We start from the raw sequence: 20981 nt of genomic DNA on the forward strand, positions 1-20981 counted from the left end.
CCAACTATTTAATTTGTTAGAAAAAGCTTTACTCAAAAAAGTAGCCAAAGAATTTTTTCATTCTTGTCGAAATTTTCTCTTCTGGTTGTTTTTCCGTTTTTTGCTTTGGTTGCGGCTTTTTAGCTGACTTTTTTTCGACATGTTCAAAATGAGCAGGTGCTGCACTGACATTTCGCCCTTGCAATCTAGCATTCTTATAAGCATATTGGATCAATCCAACCGCAGTAGTATATTGAGGTTCTCTTACACCAATATAATCAGGTATTGCTATTCTTACACGGTTTTGAAATACCGAGGCAGCTAATTCCATAACACCTGGTAAATTGACACTTCCACCGGTTAATACAATTCCACCAGGGAGATCTACCATTCCCATGCGTTTCAACTCTTCTAAAACAAAGTCAAAAACTTCTTCTAATCTAGCTTCTATAATATCAGATATTTCTAATTGATTAAATTGCTGATGTTGATCGCTACCTATAATTGGGACACTAAATACTTCATCAGCTTCTGCATCTTCACTAAAGGCATGTCCATTTTTTACCTTAATTCGTTCAGCATCTTCCGTTGAAGTTCTAAGTACAATCGATAGGTCCTTTGTGATATGTTCTCCGCCTATCGGAAGTACACTAGTGCTTTTTATAAAGCCATTTTCAAAAACAGCTAGAGTGGTAGAACCTCCTCCAATATCGATTAAAACAGTGCCAAGGTTTTTCTCATCTTTAGATAAAGCTACTGCCCCTGCTGCTAATGGTTGAAGGACAATTTCAGTTATTTCTAAACCTGCCCTTTCAACACAACGTAATGTGTTATGTAATATAGTTTTTGATCCTGTGACAATGGTGCCTTCCATTTCCAAGCGAACCCCTATCATTCCACGTGGATCATTTATTTCATCTAACCCATCAACAATAAATTGTCTAGGGATTACATTAATAATTTCTCGTTCAGGTGGAATGGATATGACTTGTGCCGCATCCATGACCCTTGCCACATCTTCATCAGTTATTTCTCGATTTTCACTCGAAACAGCAACTACCCCATGACAGCTTTGAAGCATCACATGGTTTCCTGCTATTCCAACAATGACATGATTGATATTCATGCCTATCATTCTTTCTGCTTGCTCAACTGCTTTTCGAATAGATTTAACTGTTTCATCTATATCAACAATAGAACCTTTTCTAATTCCTTCGGATTTTACATTCCCAACACCAATGATATTTAGCGAGTCATTTACCATCTCACCAATAATCACTTTAACGCTGGATGTACCGATGTCAAGACTTACATATATTTCATTGTTGTTCATACCATGGCACCTCCCTTTGCTAAATTTCTTTGCCACATTCATTTTTTTATTTTAATCATTAGTTATCAAACATTATCTTTTGAATATATAATATAAAATAATTCGACATATGAGAAGAATTCCCTTTAAAAAGTTTAACTTTTTTTCATATTTCCTTTTTTAGTCGTCCATTTAGCAAGTAATATTCTCCGTATAACTGCAATATTTTGAAACAGTCTTACTCCAAAGGCAAATATTGCAGCTAAATATAAGTCTACACCAAGATGAACTCCTAGAAAAGCTAAACTTGCAGCAAGAATTATATTAAAAAAGAAACCTGAAACAAAAACCATCGTTTCGTAGATGTTTTGAAGATAGGCTCGAATCCCCCCAAATAATGTGTCTAATGCCGCTAGAACAGCTATGGAGAGATAGTTGGCATATTCTTCAGGGATACGGATATCTGTTAATAATCCTAAAATAACCCCTATTATTAGACCAAAAACTGGTAGCCACATTTCCACCCTCTCCTTTTTTACAATTAGGCTACTATCATGATTCAAAAATATTTTTCCAATATATCTTCAATCAATCAAGTGTACGAATACAAAAATCTCCTAAAGAAAATCAGTAATTGAACAATCCATGCGACATAATCCACTATTTAACGGGCTTCATATAACGAATTCTAATGCTATCATCATACGCCGGTATACTAATTGATTCCTCTGGTTTTCCTATCATTACCTGTAAATTATCAACAAAAAATTCATCAATAACAGGTGAAACCTGAATTCGGTTATAAAGTTTATCTGCTGATTCACTATTTTCTGCAATAACTTTAACCTCAAGTGGGTATTGATTAATGGAATGGCCATTAATCTTTGTATCACCATTAATATCACGAATTACCGTAGTATTTATAACTCTTTCACCATCAATGGAAATCTGTTTTGCCCCGTACATATTCAGATCATTAACAAGGCGTTTTAAAAGAACTGGAGAGACATCCTTTACCTTTTCTCCCAACAATAAAGCCTCTTTTAGGACATCAATTTTAATAACTATACCAGGACCATTTACTTCGGTTTGTCCTGCCTCTTTTTTTAGTTCATCTAATGTTTCTTTTAAGGCCTGCTCTTTACTATCCTTTACCTTTGCCTCATATTTTTCTATTCGTTCCTCATTTGAGGAAATTTCTTTTAGTAATTTGGATTGTAAATCCTGCTCCTTTAATAAATCCTCCCTAAGCTCCCACATATCACGTGTGTCTCTAACCTTAGGCTTTTTGATCGTTTGAAATTGAATAGCTAGCATAAAACCAATGATAATCGAAATGACGGTCATACTCAGCTTAAACTTCGTGCCCACTCCTTTTCACCTTTTCTTCTCTTAGGATTCGCCAAGAATAGGCTCTATTTGTATTTGATTCTTCTTTTCCATCGTAAAAATTATATTATCGTTTACTAATTGGTCTTTTACACCACCAGTAATGGATAAGGCAGATTCTAGAATACCAGGGTCTCCAAGGGCTGTTATCGTAAAGGGCTCAGGAAATGGTATACCATCTACTGTGATAACAGGTCCGGTACAAATAATGTACGAACTATGGTTTATTCTTTGTCCATTAACAGCAATCGCAGTAGCCCCTGCAATATATAGTTCATTAATTACTTTAAAAACATGACGGTCATGTACAATGTAATTATTTACATTTTCCTCTTTTGGATCATAATCTCCATCCTTTAGGGTGACGATTAAACCTTTTCCCTGGACTTTTACCTTTCCTAAAAACATCCGATATTTTTCAGCGTCTTCAGCAAGATTATAAAAAACTGTCTCTTCTTTCGATAAATCTTTTTCTATGGAACGAACTTTATTTTGCTTTTCATACAATTCCTTTTGTAATTGACGATTTTCCTTTTGTTGCTTAAGTAATTGATTACGTAATTCATTTTCCCTAACAAACTGTGGATCCGAAAAATGATTTTTAGTCTTTTCATCCTTATTTACTGTGTTATATGAAAAAGCAAGCATAAAACCTAATACGAGACTGACAAATGCAAGTATGACATATTTACCTTTCATTTTCTTGGTTTTCAACATTCTTTTGGCCATCTTCCTCCTTCACCTCCGTTTTAAAAGGTTTGAAGGTTGAACCAACTTCTAAATCGATGACCCCTTTTACATTCGGATCAAGTTGGTTAACAATAGATGGGTAGTAGATAATTTTACTTGCTAACGTTCGAATCGTTGCTGAAACCTCGAAACCATCATTCATATATAAGGTTATATGATATATATCGGTTTTTTTAGGAGAATAGTTAATCTCTGAAATTGAATTGATAATCTCTTTAGGCAACTGTTGAATTTGCTCCACCATTGCTTTAAGAATTTTCCCTTTTTTAAAGTTGGTTAAAATCGGAATATTACTTTGAGAATTGCCTTTTTGATTAACTATATTTCCGCTTTCAAGTACAGTTAAAAGTTTTGTACCATCGGATAAGTTCGCTACAGCAGAGTGTTCCTTAATTTGCACCATCACATGGTTTGGAAAATTTATCTTAACCGTTGCTTTTTTTACTTCGGGAATAGTTAATAATTTAGAAGTCGTTTTTTTCTTATCGATGCTCCAAATATTTGTTTTATTTGAGATCCCCATCTTTTTTATTACTGTTTCTGTATCAACTAATTGGTTACCTGCTACTTTGATATTTTTAACATGACTTAGAGGAGATTGGAAATAAACAACAAAGAGGATTAATAGAAAAAAAATTGAGATTAAAAATATTAACCTTCGATTGGCCTTCCTTTTCCTTTGCTCTTTCAACTTTGGAATCCGATCTTCTAAAGATACAATTTTTCTTTCAGACATAGGTGTCCCTCCTTTCATTTTTCATTCATTCAAAAAATGAAGAACGGCTCAACCGTCCTTCAATTTTTTATAAGATCATTGCTAGAGAGATTATTATTCAATCACATCCTGCATGACTTTAAATAACCGATCAGATGCATCCGGTATGCCCATACCTTTTGCTGCTTTTTTCATTTTAATTATTTTCTCATCATTAAGTAAAATTTCATCGATCGATTTAATTAATTGCGGCCCGGTTAAATTGTTTTCAAGGAGCATTGTAGCTGCACCTTTTTCTGTTAGTGCACTGGCGTTTTTTTCTTGATGGTTATTGGTAACATATGGACTAGGTATTAATATACTTGGCAGTCCAAGTGCAGTAATTTCAGCTAAAGTAGTTGCACCCGCACGGGAAATTACTAAATCAACCCCTCTTAAGAGGTCTGGCATATTATGTATGAAAGGAGCTACAACAATATTTTCTGGCTTTCCTACTAATGAAACTTCCTTTTCAACTTCATTGAAATGGACTTCACCAGTTACATATACGATTTGGTATGGTTTTTCTGCAAATTCAGCTAATGATTTTATAACTGCTTCATTTATCGGCCTTGCCCCTCTACTCCCGCCAACTATTAGTACTGTTTTCTTGTTGGCACTTAAGCCTAACGATTGAAGAATGTCTTTATTTTGCTCACCAATTACTTCAGAAGCGCGTGGATTACCTGTTAAGACTACTTTTTCCTTTGGGAAAAACTCACCTGCAGAATCAAAACAAGTCGCCACCTTATTTACATATCTACTTAAAAACTTATTTGTTAAGCCAGGAATACTGTTTTGTTCATGAATAATAGTTGGAATTTTTTGCTTTGCTGCTGCGTATACAACAGGACCACAAACATAGCCACCTGTTCCTATGACTACATCAGGTTTAAAAGATTTTAATAATCTTTTACAATCTTTAACACCTTTAAAGAAACGAATGAATGTTTTTATATTTTCTAAAGATATGGATCTTTTTATACCTGTAATCTGAATCGATTGAAAGGGAATATTTTCTCTTGTAACTAATTTAGATTCTAGCCCTTTTTCTGTACCTATATATAAAAATTCAGTATTCGGATGTTTCGCTTGTATAGTTCTTATTAAAGCAAGTGCAGGATAGATATGTCCTCCTGTACCACCACCGCTTACAACGATTTTCATTTTTTCACCTCAAAAATATTAACACAGTTTTTTAATTGTAATATGACTTTCCTATCATACTATATTCTAAACCAGTTTTCTTGCCCAGTAAAAGAATATTTATATGATTGTAATACTACTGTAGAACAAATGTAAAAAAACCCTTAAATAGGGTTTCTTCTCTCAATAAATAGAATAATATTAAATTCTGTACTTGCCAAAGTTAGGTTAGTCCAACTTTTCTCTGCTCCCACACTTCCTTACAGCACTAAAACAAATTAAATTCTTGAATAGCGACTAATATTTAGAAGGACACCTATAGCCATTAGCATAAGTGTAAGTGAAGATCCCCCATAGCTTAAAAATGGTAAAGTAATCCCCGTTACTGGCATTAAACCAGTTACTACGCCAATATTAATCATTACCTGAATAGCAACCATGGAAATAATACCAACAGCTAAAAAACTACCGTAAAGATCTGGAGCCCCAAGAGCGATCCGAATCCCGCGCCAAAGTAATAGAGCAAATAATAGTAAGACAAATGTTCCTCCGATAAAGCCTAGTTCTTCAGCTAATATCGCGAAAATAAAATCTGTTTGCGGTTCCGGGAGATAAAAGAACTTCTGGCGGCTTTCCCCTAAACCAAGTCCAAATAAACCTCCTGGTCCGATTGCAAATAGTGATTGGATAATTTGAAATCCTGCACCTTGTGGATCTTGCCATGGATCTAAAAATGACGTGATACGGGCCATTCGATATGGTGCAGAGAGAATTAATGCAACAAACCCAGCAACACCTATTAAACCAAGTATTGCAAAATGCAAAATTCTTGCTCCCGCTATAAAAATCATAATAACACAAGTTCCTAACATAACCGTTCCAGTTCCTAAATCTGGTTGCAGCATAATCATTCCAAATGCAAGGAAAACAAGGGAAAGCGAGGGAACTAGTCCTTTTTTTACGGTCGTAATATACTTTTGCTGCTCCGATAAAAACTTTGCTAAAAAGGCTATCATTGCTAACTTAATAAATTCAGAAGGTTGGATTGAAAAAGCCCCAACTCCGATCCAACTTCTTGAACCATTTCTCTCCATTCCGATCCCAGGTATAAGAACTAAAACTAGCAGAACAAAGCATATAATTAAGATCGTTTTAGCCCATGAGCGCCATGTCCAATAATCGACATTCATTATGAAAAACATAGCTAGTACACCCACACCAGCAAACAATAACTGGCGTTTTGCAAAGAAGAGGGAATCATCAAATTTATAGTTTGCCCATATTGCACTAGCACTATAAACCATTATAAGTCCAACTGTTAATAATAATAATGTGACGATAATTAACATGATATCAGGATTTGATTTTTTTACTGGCAAAGTCAACACCTCGAGAGTGAAATATTTGAGCTAGGTGTTCATTCTCAAGATGTTAAACGTAAAGGAATCTTCAACGACCAATACGTTCTTCTTTTTTGCTCTTATTTTAACTTATGCACGGCATCGATAAAAATATCACCGCGAACTTCAAAAGTTTTATATTGATCCCAACTTGCACAAGCAGGTGAAAGTAAGATAACATCCCCAGGCTTTGACAATTCAAAAGCAACTGGTACTGCCTTTTCAACATTATCGACACGATGAACGGTTTCTATTCCCGCTATTTCTGCAACCTTTTCTAGCTTTTCAGCTGTTTGACCAAATGTTATCATCGCTTTCACATTTTTAAGAGATGGAATTAACTCATCGAATCCATTGCCTCGATCAAGTCCACCAGCCAATAAAATAATGGGTTCAGAAAATGCGTTTAGCGCACTTTGTGCAGCTAAAATATTCGTTGCCTTTGAATCATTATAAAATTTTCTACCAGCAATTTCCTCAACAAATTGTGTACGGTGTTTAACCCCTTTAAAAGTAGTTAATACTTTTCGAATGGCTTGATTTTGCACCCCCATCAGCTTGGTTGCAGCAATAGCAGCCATAATATTCTCCAAATTATGTTCTCCTGGAAGAACAATATCACTTCTAGGAATGATTTCTTCTCCTAGAAAAGTAATCATACCATTTGCAATCGAACACCCTTCTGCTAATGGTTTATTCGCTGAAAATGGAATGATTTTCGCTTTCGTAAATGAAATGAGCTCTAATAATTCCTCCTGATCAGCATTAACAATTAAATAGTCGTCTTCTAATTGATTTCTAGTAATATTTGCTTTTGCCTGTGCATATTCTTTCTTTGTTCCATGATAATCTAAATGCGCTTCATAGATGTTTGTTATTATTGCAATATGTGGACGGAAAGACCGAATCCCCATTAATTGAAATGACGAGAGCTCTACCACCATTTGATTATCTTTTGTCGCAGTTTCAGCAACTTCCGATGCGACGGTCCCAATATTTCCAGCAATTAATGGATTGGTTCCTTCATTTGCTTGTAGTATTTCAAAGATCAAGGTTGTAGTCGTTGTTTTACCATTTGTACCTGTAATTCCGATTAATTCAGCTTCAGAAATCTGATAGGCTAGTTCAACCTCGGTGATAACAGGTATTCCACGTTCAATCGCTCCTGCTACTAATGGATTAGTGTATGGTATACCAGGATTTTTGACAATTAATTCGAAACCCTCATCTAATAATTCAATCGGATGACAGCCACAAATTACTTTAATCCCTTGTTCTAATAACCCCTGTGCCTCAGGATTTTCATTTAATGGCTTATAGTCATTTACCGTAACAAAGGCTCCTAATTTATGTAAAAGCGAGGCAGCACTAACCCCGCTCTTCGCTAATCCCAATACAAGTATTTTTTTATGTTGATAGTTATTAATTATTTTCACTTACAACCACACCTCGATATAAATTGCTAAAATTGCGCATAATAATCCTACTGTCCAAAAAGTGACAACTACTCTCCATTCAGACCATCCAACTAATTCATAATGATGGTGCAATGGACTCATCCGAAAGATTCTTTTCCCTGTTGTTTTAAAAGAAATGACCTGTAAAATAACAGATAATGTTTCAATAACAAATACTCCACCAATTATGATAAGTATTATCTCTAGCTTTGTTAAAATAGCAATAGTAGCTATAGCACCTCCAAGTGCTAATGATCCCGTATCACCCATAAACACTTTTGCTGGGTGAGCATTAAATACAAGAAAACCAAGGACTGCCCCCACAACAGCAACTGAAAAAACGGCCACATCATAATTTGACTGATTCCAGGCTAATACAGCTAGTGCACCAAAAGCAATTGCTGAAGTTCCTGACACAAGTCCATCCAGTCCATCTGTTAAATTAACCGCATTTGAAAATCCGACTAACCAAAAGATTATAAACACTAAATAAAACCAACCTAAATCAAATGAGTAACCAGTACCTGGAATGGTAATCTCAGTTGAAAATTGGGATTGGCGAAAGACAACATAAAATATGACGGAAATAATAATTTGCCCGAGCAGCTTTTGCTTTGAAGTTAACCCTAAGTTACGTTTTAGGACAACTTTAATAAAATCATCTAAAAAGCCTAGCAACCCAAAGCCTAAAGTTACCAATAGGAGAAGATAGGTTTTTACCGATGGCTCAGAAAATTTATATGTCATGACTAATGTCGTAATAACGATTGATAAGATAATTACGATTCCACCCATAGTCGGTGTACCCGTTTTCTTTTGATGTGACTTTGGCCCCTCCTCACGAATACTTTGCCCAAATTTTAATCTTCTTAAAAAGGGGATAAATATTGGGGATAGAAGTGCTGTAATTAAAAACCCCATTAAAATGGTAAAGAAAATCACTTGCTCCATCATTTTATCCCCTCCTTTTACTTTCTATATAGTTTTCCAATAAGCTTGCAAATTCATCCTTTTCTTCTTCTACTGCAATATCATATGTAAATGCTTGAGCATTAAGAAGTTCAGGAGAATAAAAGATAAATTTAGTCATTGTTTCACACTCTTCTTGTTTTAATTTTCTAGTATATTCTTCACATAGTTGATGAAAGGCACTGACGAGATCATCCACAAAAATAACTGGAAAATGGTTAGGCGTATAATTAGGCAATGACTCATTATTAAGCCAAACTGCTGCAATTGCCCCATTTTCTATTGCTTTATCTAAATTTTTATCATGAATTGGGATGAATAAACCTTTCGCCTGTAACTCATCAGAAAATATTGACACAGTATCAAACTTCATATCTGGTTGTTGGATTCCACGCGTATGTGTAGATAGATGATATACGTCATTAAACGATAACATTCTTATCTCTCCTTTACTGCTTCTAAAGCTACTACACGATCATCAAAATCCAATATTTGACCACCAATTTCTTGATATGTTTCATGTCCCTTTCCTGCAATAAGAACCACATCACCTTTTTTTGCGTTCTTAACTCCGTAGTAAATCGCTTCTTTTCGATCAGGAATTGTTATATATCTTTGCCCTTGAACTCCAGATTCCATATCACGAAGAATATCTAAAGGATCTTCACTTCTAGGGTTATCAGATGTGAAAATCGGATCTGTTCCGTACTGACAAGCAATTTGAGCCATTATTGGGCGTTTTGTTTTATCTCTATCTCCTCCACAGCCAACGACAACAAATACCCGTTTTTCTGCAAAATGCTGAATCGTCTTTAATACATTTTCTAAACTATCAGGAGTATGGGAGTAGTCAACAATGATTGGGAATTCTTGACCCCCATTGACTAATTCAAATCTTCCAGCTACGCCTTTAACATTCTCAATCGTATGGATGATCTGATCTAATGAGATATTGGAAATATAGCCTGTCGCAATTGCAGCCAACACATTATATACACTAAATTTTCCAATCAGCTGTAAATTCACCTTATGCTTTCCTTCAGGTGAATGTAAAGTAAATGTAGTACCAGATGCACTCATATGAATATTTGTAGCAAAAAAGTCGGCTTCATTATCAATTCCATAAGTGATAATATGTGCAGCAGTTTCTTTTTGAAATTTTTCTGATGCTTTATCATCAATATTAAGTACGGCGTATTTTGGCTTTTTATGGTCATAGGTATTTCCAAGCTGAGAAAATAGTAAACTTTTCGCCCTTCTGTATTCCTCCATTGTATGGTGATAATCCAGATGGTCCTGAGTTAAATTTGTAAAAACTGCAATATCATAATCACAACCAAATACTCTTCCTTGATCCAGTGCATGTGAAGAAACCTCCATTATAGCAGTTTTCACATCCGCATCAACCATTTTCTTAAATGTTTTTTGGAGGATTGTGCTATCGGGGGTTGTTCTTTTAGCTTCATGTACTTCATCACCAATTTTTATGTACATCGTCCCAATTAATCCTGTATTTACCTGGCTATCACGAAAAATTTGATCAATTAAATGACTCGTTGTTGTTTTTCCGTTTGTTCCTGTAATCCCAATTAATTGGAGCTTTCTCGTTGGTTGATTGTAAAATGCATCAGCCAAGATCGCCATGGCTCTTTTTGTATCTTTTACTACAATGACAGGTATCGAAACATTTACAGGTTGTTCAGCAATAATAGCTGCAGCACCTTGTAATTCAGCGTCTTGAGCAAATTTATGACCATCTACCGTTAAGCCTTTAATACATATAAACAATGCACCTTTCGTTACTTTGCGATTATCTTGAACAATATCGGTAATCGTTGGATTTTCGTTTGGAAGTTTTACGAGGGGTAAAACATTTAATAGTGTATGTAAGTTCATTTCTACAGTCCTTCCTCTGTTTCAATTACAGAAATACTAACTTTATCATATCTTTAATGAAAAATAGTACCTACCCATTTTACTAAAAAAATGCGGTGGATGCTATTAGATTATAATATATTGATTGATATTGGAGGGATTTTCTAAGTAAAAACATTTTCATAAAAGAAGCGGCAACCATTTGCCGCTTCTTCATTGCAATAAAGCTTACAATAACTTCTAATTCATATAAACTCGGATGGTAGAACCTTCCTCCACTTTAACACCAGGCAAAGGATCCTGCTTAATAACCGTTTCTCCTTTACCACTTACTTCTAATTTCAAATTTACGAGTTGTTCCATTAATTTATTCTTCGTCAATCCTTTTAAATCTGGAACTTCAATCGTAGGTGTATCTAAGTAAGGGGTAATTTCTTTTTCCATTTGATTTTTTCTCGGTTTAACTCCCATCGCACGAAGACTATCACCTATAATAGTACCCGCGATTGGTGCTGCTACTTGTCCTCCAAAAAGGACTGTATTTTTTGGATTATCTACGGCAAAATAAACGACAATTTGTGGATCGTCTGCTGGTGCAAACCCAATAAATGAGAGTACATAGTTATTTTCCATGTATCCTCCACCCGGTTTCGGCTTCTGGGCTGTACCTGTTTTTCCGCCAACTCGGTATCCTTCGACAAATGCCTTTTTTCCGGTACCATTTGCTACTACACTTTCTAACGCTCTTCTAACCTCTTTAGATGTTTCCTCGGAAATAACTCTCCGTTTCGCAACTGGTTCTTTTTCCATAACAGCTTTTCCTGTTTTGGGGTCTACTAACTCCTTTGCAACAAAAGGCTCATATAAAGTTCCGCCATTTACTGCTGCTGCGACAGCTGCAACTTGTTGGATTGGAGTAACCGACACCCCTTGACCAAAGGCAGTTGTTGCTTGTTCCACCGGTCCAACTCTATCCATATTAAATAAGATTCCTTTTGATTCACCTGCCAAGTCGATTCCAGTTTTTTCGCCAAAGCCAAAATTTCGAACGTATTTAAATAAATCTTCCTTTCCAAGGCGTTGTCCTAGTTCTACAAATCCAGGGTTGCATGAATTTTCTACTACTTCTAAAAAAGTTTCCTTCCCATGTCCCGATCGTTTCCAACATTTTAACACCGCATTCGCTACTTTTATCTTACCTGTATCTACATACGTATCCTTATCAAGATCTACTTTCCCTTCTTCCAGTGCAGCTGCTAATGTAATTACTTTAAAAGTTGAGCCTGGTTCATAGGTGCTCCATATAGGTAGATTACGGTTATACACTTCTTGCGATACATCTTGGAATTTCGCAGGATCAAAGGTTGGACGACTTGACATTCCTAATATTTCTCCTGTTTTAGGATCCATAGCAATCGCGATTAAGCCATCTGGATTATATTTCGTTTCAGCAATATCAAGTTCTCTTTCGATAATTGTTTGTACCTTTGTATCAATCGTTAATTTTAAATCTAGTCCATCATGAGGTTGTTTAAAATCATCGGACATATCTGGCATTCTTCTTCCTTTTGCATCAGAATAAAATTGAACCGAACCCTTGTCCCCTTTTAATTCCTCATCATAATATAGCTCAAGACCCATTAGTCCTTGATTATCTATTCCCGTAAATCCTAGAACATGTGATAAATAACTATCGAAAGGATAATACCTCTTCGAATCTTCACCAATATATACTCCCTTTAACTTTAAGTCTCGTACAGCTTTTGCTTTTTCATTTGAAATTTTTCTACCTTCTTTAATACGTTGTATATTTACAATAGTTGAAACTTGTTTATAAATACTTTCTTTTGATGCGTCTAATACAGCTGCTAGTTTCTCTGCCGTTTCAGCTGGGTTTTCAACCTGTCTTGGAACGACGAAAACAGTTGGTGCACTTTTATTGGTAGCAATCGCTACCCCATTACGGTCGACAATTTTTCCTCTTTCAGGCTCAAAAGGGATTTCACGACTCCATAATTCCTTTGCACCACTTGTTAACCAGTTTCCAAGAGCTAATTGCACATATCCTAATCGTATATCAATGACCCCGAAAATTATTATGCCAACTAAGAGTGTGATGACTAATCGTTTTCTTACTGTTACATTAGAAACACGCTTCACCTAAATGTTCCTCCTCTACAAACCCATTCTGGATATTTTAGGGACTAACCTCATTATTAGAAGCTTATGCTTGTACAGTTTCCAATAGAACAGAGGCATAATAAAAACAAAAGAGGGCTGAGCCCACCATACAAGTGGGATCAGCCCATTAAACAGCAAATCCTTATGAATCTTTTAATCGAGAGGAGTGTCTTCGTCTTTCTTTTTTTCTACTTTACTTTTTTGCTTGATTGTTTGTTCAGTAGATTGGAAATTAACAACTAAATGATCACCTTTTTTAACCGGTGAAGTAGGTTGAATATTTTGCTTAGTGACATAGCCGGAACCTACCATATTAAGCTTTAACTCTAGTAATTCAGCTACTTTCATTACATCACTTTTCGACCAATTGATCATGTTTGGTACCGTTGGATCTCCATCAGTTTTTAGAATAATTTTTTCCCCTTTTAGTACAGCTGTTTGCGGTCGAGGTAATTGATCAACCACTTTGGTTCCTGTTCCAAGTGTCACAACTTCATATCCTAAATTCCCTAAAGATCCTTTCGCTTCCTCTACTGTTTGCCCTGCTAGATCTGGAATTTTTGTTTGCTTGACCTTTGCCATTTTTTCCGGTTTGATATTCAAATATTGCAAACTATTCTTCATGACAGGATTAAAGATCATTGCTACTGGTTCCGACCCTGTTTCTGTTTCTGATAAGTGCGGCTTCTTCACAGCAACATACACAATCAATTCAGGATCATTCTGTGGGGCCATTCCAAGGAAAGAAAAAATATAATTATCCTTCCCTGTCATATATCCTCCCCCACTAGAATTTGGTATTTGGGCAGTACCCGTTTTCCCTGTAACAGAGTAACCTTCAATATTATAAATTCTTCCAGTACCTTTTTCACTTGTAACGACAGTACGCAGTATATCCCGAACCTCTTTAGCTGTATCTGAGCTAATTGGAGTACCCACCACTTCTGGTTTTGTTTCTTCTACTTTATCATTATTTGGATCCACAATTTTGTCTATCACATAAGGCTTCATCATTTTTCCATCATTGGCAACAGCCGTTGCCGCTTGTATCATTTGAATAGGTGTTACTGTAGTTCCTTGACCAAAGGTAGTCGTGTACTTCTCAATTGGCCAATTATATAATATATTTCCGCTTGACTCATTTGGCAAACCAATATTCGTTTTTTGACCAAAATGAAAACGATCTAAATACTTCCTAAAGGTATCTTGACCAATTAAATCAAGTAAATTAGCGAATGCTACATTGGATGAACGCTGAACACCTTCTAAATAAGTAATTGGTCCCCAGCCTCTTCCCCAGTTATGATCTTTAATTGGATTTGGAACATTTTTAACAAAATATTGTCCTGATTGATACCATGCATTTGGGTTAAATACACCCTCTTGTACTGCGGTTGCTAATGTGAAAATTTTCATTGTTGATCCTGGTTCAATTGATGATTCAACAGCTAAATTTTGCCACTGCTTTTCAATTCCATCTCTTGTCATCGAATTAAAGGTTGGTCTTTGTGACATTCCAAGTATTTTCCCAGTTTTGGGATCTGCTACAATAGCAACAATATTTTCTGGATTGTATTTTTCAACCGCCTTATTCATCGCATCCTCTAAAAAAATCTGGATTTTTTTATCAAGAGTTAAATAAATATCCTTACCATCTTTCGGCTTGGTCACCTTCTTTTTAGAACCAGGCAGTAAATAACGCCAATAATCACTTTCAAATTGAATTTTTCCATTTACCCCTTGTAGATCCTGATCATAAACCTTTTCTATCCCCATTTTTCCAGTTGTATTGACCGACTCCCCATCCTTCTGTGCATAGCCAATTAAATGAGAAGCGAATACACCATTCGGATAAAAACGTTTAGATTCACGGATGAACTGGATACCGGGCAATTTAAGCTTATCTATTTCATTTTTTGTTTTCAGCGGTACATCACTGCCCGCCTTACCAAATTCAACTTGTTTTGCACCTTTTTTAGTCAATATTTTATATATTTCGGCTTCTGACATATCAATATACTTTGATAATTCAGTAGCCGTTTTTTGAGGATCGGTTATATGATTTGGTTTCTTCGGATCAATCGTCATTTTCTTATCAAGAATCGCAACCAATCGATATGATGTAGTATCCTCTGCAATAACCTCTCCATGGCTATCAAAAATATTTCCTCTTTTTGCTTCAATAATATCTTTCCGTAAATGTTGTTTAGCTGCTTCTGTAGTTAATTTAGTGCCATTAACCTCTCCAGTGACCTGAATAGTTAGAAAACGGATGATTAAGATAAAAAAAAGCAGACCGAATATCAGAAATAAAACGGCCGCTCCTATGTTCATGCTAACTTTGCTTCTCTTCATTTCTCTTCAACAACCTTAACATTATTTTCATTTAATTTTAATCCTAATTCTTTCGCTTTCTTCCAGATTCGTTCATATGTACTCATATCACTGACCTGCATTTTCAAATCATCATTTACCTTTTTTTTACTTTGAATGGAGGTTTCTAGTCCATGAATGTCCTTATTAATAAAATAAATCGATGCTTGAGTCGAAATAATTTTGATGGACATAAAACATACAAAAGCAATAAATAATCCTGCAATCAGTTTTTCTCCAGGTGTAATTTTCCTTCTCTTATGTACAGGTTTTATCTGCGTTTCAGTTTTTGGTTTCGGTTGTACATATGTTTGTTGTTGTTTTCTTGCTAAGTTACTCAAAGAACTCCCTCCATTCAAACACTATTTTTAGTTAATTTTTCTCTGCAATTCTGAGTTTTGCTGATCTTGCACGATTATTTTCGACTAATTCCTCTTCTGAAGGTATAATTGGTTTTCTAGTAATGATTTTCAACTTCGGTTTAAACTCATCAGGAACGATAGGCAATCCAGGTGGTAATTGTGGACCTGTACTCGCTTCTTTGAAAATGGTTTTGCAAATACGATCCTCTAATGAATGGAATGTGATAACACTAATTCGACCTTGTGGATGCAATAACTCAATCGCATCTTTAAGTGATTCCTCGAATACTCCTAATTCATCATTAACAGCAATCCGAATTGCTTGAAACACACGTTTCGCCGGATGGCCACCCTTTCTTCTTGCAGGGGCTGGAATTCCCTCTTTAATTAAATCAACTAATTGACTAGTTGTTTTAATTGGTTCCTTTTCTCTAGCTGCTTCGATTTTTCTAGCAATTTGTTTTGAAAATTTTTCTTCACCATATTTATAAAAAATTCGAACTAAATCCTCATATGGCCATGAATTAATAACTTCATATGCAGAAATATCTCCTTCGAGATCCATGCGCATATCTAACGGTGCATCATGATGATAACTAAATCCTCTCTCAGGAGTATCTAGTTGTGGAGATGAAACACCTAGATCATAAAGAATTCCATCTACTTTTTCTACACCAAGTCGATTTAATTCGTCCTTTATATAGCGAAAATTACTTTTTATAAAAACAACTTGATTTTCGTATTTTTTAAGTTTTTCTTTTGCATGTGCAATGGCTGTTTCATCTTGATCAAAAGCATATAATCTTCCTTCGGATGATAATTGTGAAACCAAGTATTCACTATGTCCAGCACCACCAAGTGTACAGTCAACATAAATACCATCAGGTTTAATATTCAGTCCATCGACTGTTTCTCTTAATAAAACGGTTGTATGTTCAAACATGTTGCAATCACCTTTCTAACGAATAGTAAATAGAGTAAAGTTAAATATCAAAGCCAATCATATTTTCCGCTATTTCCGTAAATGATTCTTCCGACTCTTCAAAGTAGTCTCCCCATAAATCTTTACTCCAAATCTCAATTCGATTAGAAACTCCCAAAACAATGCATTCTTTTTGTAACTGTGCATAACTAACGAGTGGGGAAGGAATATTAATTCTTCCTTGTTTGTCAATTTCACTTTCGGAGGCACCTGAAAAGAAAAAACGGGTAAATGCTCTTGCATCTTTTTTTGTTAAGGGGAGGGCTTTTAACTTTTCTTCTACTTGCTTCCACTCGTCCATTGGGTATCCAAATAAACATTTATCTAAGCCCCTAGTGATAACAAATGTCTCACCAAGAAGTTCACGAAACTTTGCAGGGATAATTAAACGTCCCTTTGCATCAATGTTATGTTGGTATTCCCCCATGAACATAGTACAAGCCCCCACTTTCTATAAATAATGTACCACATTCCCCCACCTTTCACCACCTCTTTTTAACTATTTCCTACACTAGCAAATAATCCCTTCTTTTTTTTAGAATTTTTTAACTTCATTTTTAGACACATCTATGCAGTAATTGCAAAAAAACAGTAATATTAATGAATTTTTCGTCAGAATAAACAGGTCTTTTTACCCATATAATTTAACAACAATGGCGAAAAAAGAAAAAAAAATAAACTAGCTATAAAAGCTAGTTTATATTCGTATCAATTTATGTGTTCCATCAAATACATAATTTAATTTCATTATTTGACTTAGAAATTCTTCACCATATTTATTCATAAAGTAATAAATATTCCACAGTCGCTCTTGTGGGGCCCCATTCGGCCTTAATAATCTTTCCATACGATTTAATCTTTCAAGTGAGTTATCATTTTTTTGCATGGTCAGTAGGTTTGCTTTTCTTTGCAAAAATTCAAGCTGCTTTAAATGAAATTGCAAATTCTTTTCAACAATAGGCAATAAACTTTTATCTGCAGAATCCTTTAAATATTGGTATTGTTTTTCTAGAAAAACACTTGTCTCATCGATAATTGTTTCAGTCGTTCGGTCTTTAATTGAATTCCAATATTGCTGACGTTCTATTTCTAATCCATTACGTATAATCTTTTCAGCAGATAAATTCAAATGTTTGATATCGGATTCTATTGAACGCTCCAAAAAAGTAATATTAAGTCTTGGAATAATTGGGGGCATAAGTATGTTTAGACTTTCAAATGCAAGTTTTAATTCTCCCCAGTAGGCAATTTCACCTGGTCCAGCAATAAATGCTAAAGTGGGAAAAAGGCTTTCTTGCATTATGGGTCTCGTCACCACATTATTACTAAATGCTTCAGGTTTTTCTTCTAATAAAGTGAGTAAATCATCCTTTGTAAAGAAGCAATCACCACTTTTTCCCACAAATCCATTTTTAGCCTTGTTAAATTCTAATAGTTGTCTTTCATGACCATCATAATAAAATAGATTTAATGCATTTTCACTAATGTCAATTGTATTAGGAAAATCAAACCCATTAATTATATTTTGTTGTTTAAGAACTTGTTCAGTAATCTTCTCGTAGTTTTCAATCATGTTTCGAAAGAATGGCTTTTCTAATTCACGAAGTTGTTTATCTGCTGAATCAATTACTAATAAGCCATATTTTTTAAACATATCAACGACTAGATAGGTAAAAAAATCAACAATTGTTCTAGAATGATTAATGGCTTCGTCAATTGATTTCATTATTTTCCTTGTTTCTAGCGTTTCACCAAAATGCTCAAAAACCTTGTTTACCCATTTCTGCATATGCTCTTTGTCAAATTCAAGATCTGATACCATTCTCTTGTCAATTGGTCCTTCTGCATAACTGATTTTTTTAATGGATCTTTCACTTTCAGCATATACATGATTCACTTCCAAATAATCGTGATCTTCACCAGCTATCCAGAAAACAGGAATAACAGGACACTTTAATTTCTCTTCTTGTTCTCGAGCTAGAATAATAATAGAAATGATCTTATGAATGGTATATAAAGGACCTGTTAATAATCCAGCCTGCTGCCCACCGATTACAACCAAAGAATCATCCTGTTGCAACTTATTCAAGGATTGCTGGATTTCATTAGATTTAGGAAAACGATCCATATATTGTTCAATACATTTAACAAGTTCTTGCCTTGCAAAATTTCGATTATGTAAATCTTCCATCCTTTTTTTAAAGACAGTCTTTTCCTTTATATCATAATGAAAAAAATGATTCACTGGTTCCTCTTGTTCTAGATAAAGTGAAGCAAAACGATTTGTTGCTGGAATCGAAATATTTTCCAGTTCCATAGAGTCAATTCTCCCTTTCTTTACGCAATACTAGTATGGAGCTTATGTCGGCCCCACCATTAACGATAAACGCATACATTCTTAAAGAGTATAACATCACCAGATTAGAAAATAAAAAAACTTGCCTTCAAATTTTTTTAGCTCATAACAGAATCTAATATTCTTGAGGTCATTCCATAAACAAACAAAATTATATATATTGTGGTAAAAAATAAAAAATTCAATCTCCAAAACCCTTTAAAAACTCGCGAATACTCTATTTCATCTCGAACAGATCGGTAAAATACGACAAATACTAATCCAATCATCAAGATAATTAACATAATTAACCACAGTAAAGATTGGCCCCATATCCCTTTAATTAAAAAGTGTACGGAGATGATTAAAATTAGAGTAGTAATATCAATTGCTATAGACACTGCCCTACGATGATTTCTTGTTAATTGTTTTACTAGGATAAATGAAAGGAAATAGCCAAGAAAAGGGAGCATAATAAAAATTGAAATAAATGAAGACAAAAAAGCACCCATTCAATGATCCCTTCCTTTCTCTAATCCCTTTACCATATAATATAAGGTATTTGTTATCGGCAGTGGTATTCCTTTTTCTTGCGCAAGATTTAATATGTATCCAATAATGGCATCTATTTCGGTTGTCCTATGAGCTTTAATGTCCTTAAGCATGGAAGACTCATTATCTGCTGTATTTTTACAAACAGAAATAATGTCCATTAATAACTGATCCTGATTCATATGAGGAAATAAAAGGATGATTTCTTGATATAGTTCTCGAAAAAGCTTATGATAGTTTTCATTTTTGATTAATTCTCCATTTTTCACCTGTAGGATCGCCGTCAAAGGATTGATCATTGCGTTGACTAAAAGCTTTTTCAAAAGAACATCTTCATGGCTTTCATACAGTCGAAAAGGGAAATTTAGAATCTCTTCTTTAACAAGAAATTGAACCGAATTTATCGGACCTTTATAAGAAGCAATATTGGTTATTCCTACACCATTATGGATAACCATCGTTTCATTTAATTTTAGCGCTCCATGTTCAATTGACCCAACAAAAATGGATTGATGTTTCAATTTATTAATCAATGTCAAATGCATCATTCCATTTTGCAAAAATAAAAGGGGAATCTTTGTTTCAATCTGTTGAATTGTTGGGAGAAGATCTTCTAATTGATATTGTTTCACTGCAATAATCATTAAATCTTGGCTGTTCATTTCCTCGCGTTTAACTGTTGCAGAAACGTTCTGGTTAATGTTATTTTGCCTCAATTGGACAGTAATTCCTTTATTATTAATCAATTTTGCCTGTTCTTCTCTACGAGGAAAAATAGTGACTTTAAAGCGTTGACTAAGGTAGGCAGCAAATAATAATCCAATTGAGCCTGCACCTACTATTCCGATTTTCATAGAATCCCTCGTTTATCAATGTAATATGTAAGACTATTGTATCAAATTGTTGTAAAAGTGGGAAAAAATAAAGGATTGTCTATATAAAAAAAGGTTGTTTTCCTATCATTTGTTACTTTTATAACAGCCCAACTGCCGTCATTTACACCAAAAAAAGGATTCAGCATTCTTATGGAGTTTCCACCTCTTTTCTCAAGGAAATGAAAGACGTAGCTGCTTTCAACTGATAGAAATTAGCTGAAACTTTCCTTAAATAGCAACAATGTTTGAAAAAAGAGTCTAAAAAAAAAGAGGCAGGCCTCACAAATAAT

Annotated in this window: 19 protein-coding genes; all 19 read right to left on the bottom strand. The window is 34.8% G+C overall.

What is annotated here, in order from left to right:
• Positions 1–28: 28 nt before the first annotated feature.
• The 19 genes from ftsA to NST63_RS16570 all read right to left on the bottom strand — a co-directional run bounded on the left by ftsA (position 29) and on the right by NST63_RS16570 (position 20670).
• Positions 29–1312: a cell division protein FtsA gene (gene ftsA / locus NST63_RS16480; protein WP_058002564.1), complete on the bottom strand. Its 1284-nt coding sequence runs from the start codon at positions 1310–1312 to the stop codon at positions 29–31.
• 134 nt (positions 1313–1446) lie between these two features.
• On the bottom strand, positions 1447–1809 hold the full coding sequence (locus NST63_RS16485; protein ID WP_058002563.1) for a small basic family protein: 363 nt from the start codon (positions 1807–1809) through the stop codon (positions 1447–1449).
• Between the two features lie 142 nt (positions 1810–1951).
• Positions 1952–2662 carry a DUF881 domain-containing protein gene (locus tag NST63_RS16490; protein ID WP_242598108.1) on the bottom strand — a complete coding sequence of 237 codons (711 nt, stop codon included), beginning with the start codon at positions 2660–2662 and terminating at the stop codon, positions 1952–1954.
• Between the two features lie 21 nt (positions 2663–2683).
• Complete coding sequence (locus NST63_RS16495) at positions 2684–3409, bottom strand: DUF881 domain-containing protein (protein ID WP_242598109.1); 726 nt, start codon at positions 3407–3409, stop codon at positions 2684–2686.
• Positions 3369–4166, bottom strand: a complete 798-nt coding sequence (locus tag NST63_RS16500) for a cell division protein FtsQ/DivIB (protein ID WP_212942024.1) — start codon at positions 4164–4166, stop codon at positions 3369–3371. Before NST63_RS16500 ends, NST63_RS16495 begins: the two co-directional genes overlap by 41 nt.
• Before the next feature lie 93 nt (positions 4167–4259).
• Positions 4260–5351 (bottom strand): undecaprenyldiphospho-muramoylpentapeptide beta-N-acetylglucosaminyltransferase, encoded by a 1092-nt coding sequence (gene murG, locus NST63_RS16505; protein WP_341042981.1) that lies wholly within the window; start codon positions 5349–5351, stop codon positions 4260–4262.
• 257 nt (positions 5352–5608) lie between these two features.
• Positions 5609–6679 (bottom strand): stage V sporulation protein E, encoded by a 1071-nt coding sequence (gene spoVE / locus NST63_RS16510; RefSeq protein ID WP_390883611.1) that lies wholly within the window; start codon positions 6677–6679, stop codon positions 5609–5611.
• 131 nt (positions 6680–6810) lie between these two features.
• Positions 6811–8166 carry a UDP-N-acetylmuramoyl-L-alanine--D-glutamate ligase gene (murD, locus tag NST63_RS16515; protein ID WP_341042983.1) on the bottom strand — a complete coding sequence of 452 codons (1356 nt, stop codon included), beginning with the start codon at positions 8164–8166 and terminating at the stop codon, positions 6811–6813.
• Positions 8167–9141 (bottom strand): phospho-N-acetylmuramoyl-pentapeptide-transferase, encoded by a 975-nt coding sequence (gene mraY / locus NST63_RS16520; protein WP_058002557.1) that lies wholly within the window; start codon positions 9139–9141, stop codon positions 8167–8169.
• A gap of 1 nt (position 9142) precedes the next feature.
• Positions 9143–9592, bottom strand: coding sequence for a hypothetical protein (locus NST63_RS16525; RefSeq protein ID WP_058002556.1), 450 nt, complete (start codon positions 9590–9592; stop codon positions 9143–9145).
• A 2-nt stretch (positions 9593–9594) separates the two neighbouring features.
• Positions 9595–11052 (bottom strand): UDP-N-acetylmuramoyl-L-alanyl-D-glutamate--2,6-diaminopimelate ligase, encoded by a 1458-nt coding sequence (locus NST63_RS16530; protein WP_071976627.1) that lies wholly within the window; start codon positions 11050–11052, stop codon positions 9595–9597.
• 219 nt (positions 11053–11271) lie between these two features.
• On the bottom strand, positions 11272–13191 hold the full coding sequence (locus tag NST63_RS16535; protein ID WP_071976626.1) for a stage V sporulation protein D: 1920 nt from the start codon (positions 13189–13191) through the stop codon (positions 11272–11274).
• A 174-nt stretch (positions 13192–13365) separates the two neighbouring features.
• Positions 13366–15567 (bottom strand): penicillin-binding protein, encoded by a 2202-nt coding sequence (locus NST63_RS16540; protein WP_341042984.1) that lies wholly within the window; start codon positions 15565–15567, stop codon positions 13366–13368.
• Positions 15564–15926 carry a cell division protein FtsL gene (gene ftsL / locus NST63_RS16545; RefSeq protein WP_058002552.1) on the bottom strand — a complete coding sequence of 121 codons (363 nt, stop codon included), beginning with the start codon at positions 15924–15926 and terminating at the stop codon, positions 15564–15566. The genes NST63_RS16540 and ftsL overlap by 4 nt, the downstream gene beginning before the upstream one ends.
• A gap of 31 nt (positions 15927–15957) precedes the next feature.
• Positions 15958–16890 (bottom strand): 16S rRNA (cytosine(1402)-N(4))-methyltransferase RsmH, encoded by a 933-nt coding sequence (rsmH, locus tag NST63_RS16550; protein WP_058002551.1) that lies wholly within the window; start codon positions 16888–16890, stop codon positions 15958–15960.
• A 40-nt stretch (positions 16891–16930) separates the two neighbouring features.
• The gene (mraZ, locus tag NST63_RS16555) at positions 16931–17362 is read right to left on the bottom strand and encodes a division/cell wall cluster transcriptional repressor MraZ (RefSeq protein WP_058002550.1); all 432 of its coding nucleotides are present in this window, start codon (positions 17360–17362) and stop codon (positions 16931–16933) included.
• A gap of 264 nt (positions 17363–17626) precedes the next feature.
• Positions 17627–19246: a bacillithiol biosynthesis cysteine-adding enzyme BshC gene (gene bshC, locus NST63_RS16560; protein WP_341042985.1), complete on the bottom strand. Its 1620-nt coding sequence runs from the start codon at positions 19244–19246 to the stop codon at positions 17627–17629.
• 137 nt (positions 19247–19383) lie between these two features.
• Positions 19384–19776, bottom strand: a complete 393-nt coding sequence (locus NST63_RS16565) for a DUF3397 domain-containing protein (RefSeq protein WP_058002548.1) — start codon at positions 19774–19776, stop codon at positions 19384–19386.
• Positions 19777–20670, bottom strand: a complete 894-nt coding sequence (locus tag NST63_RS16570) for a 2-dehydropantoate 2-reductase (RefSeq protein ID WP_071976624.1) — start codon at positions 20668–20670, stop codon at positions 19777–19779.
• Between the last annotated feature and the right edge of the window lie 311 nt (positions 20671–20981).

Source organism: Heyndrickxia sp. FSL W8-0496, from assembly GCF_038007825.1.
Lineage (GTDB): Bacteria > Bacillota > Bacilli > Bacillales > Bacillaceae_C > Heyndrickxia > Heyndrickxia oleronia.